This is a genomic window from Parendozoicomonas verongulae (assembly GCF_009711465.1).
Classification (GTDB): domain Bacteria; phylum Pseudomonadota; class Gammaproteobacteria; order Pseudomonadales; family Endozoicomonadaceae; genus Sansalvadorimonas; species Sansalvadorimonas verongulae.
The window spans coordinates 1-379 of the sequence record NZ_SMME01000221.1; the positions used below are offsets into that span (position 1 = coordinate 1).

General features: G+C 52.8%; 1 protein-coding gene. It reads right to left on the reverse strand.

What is annotated here, in order from left to right:
- Nucleotides 1-43: 43 nt before the first annotated feature.
- A partial coding sequence (locus E1189_RS24290; protein WP_230459820.1) for a hypothetical protein occupies nt 44-379 on the reverse strand: 336 nt, incomplete at its 5' end.

A 379-nucleotide genomic window follows, 5' to 3' on the forward strand; every position in this document is an offset into this window, starting at 1 on the left:
TCTGTGACTTTGGCGGGTGCAAAAAGCGTTTTTCCCAATCAACTCATCTCGCCAACCATAAGCGCACCCACACAGGAAATAAGCCTTTTGTCTGTGACCAGGACGGATGCAACCAGTCTTTCAGCCAGTCTGGTTCACTGACCAGACACAAACGCATCCATACAGGAGACAGACCCTTTGTCTGTGACTTTACGGGTGCAACTGGTCTTTCGCCCAGTCCGGTGCACTGAGCAGACACAAACGCATCCACACAGGGGAAAAGCCCTTTATCTGTGACCAGGATAGGTGCAACCAGGCTTTCACCACCTCCGGTGCACTCACTATCCACAAACGCATCCACACAGGAGCTAGGCCCTTTGTCTGTGACCAGAGCGGATGC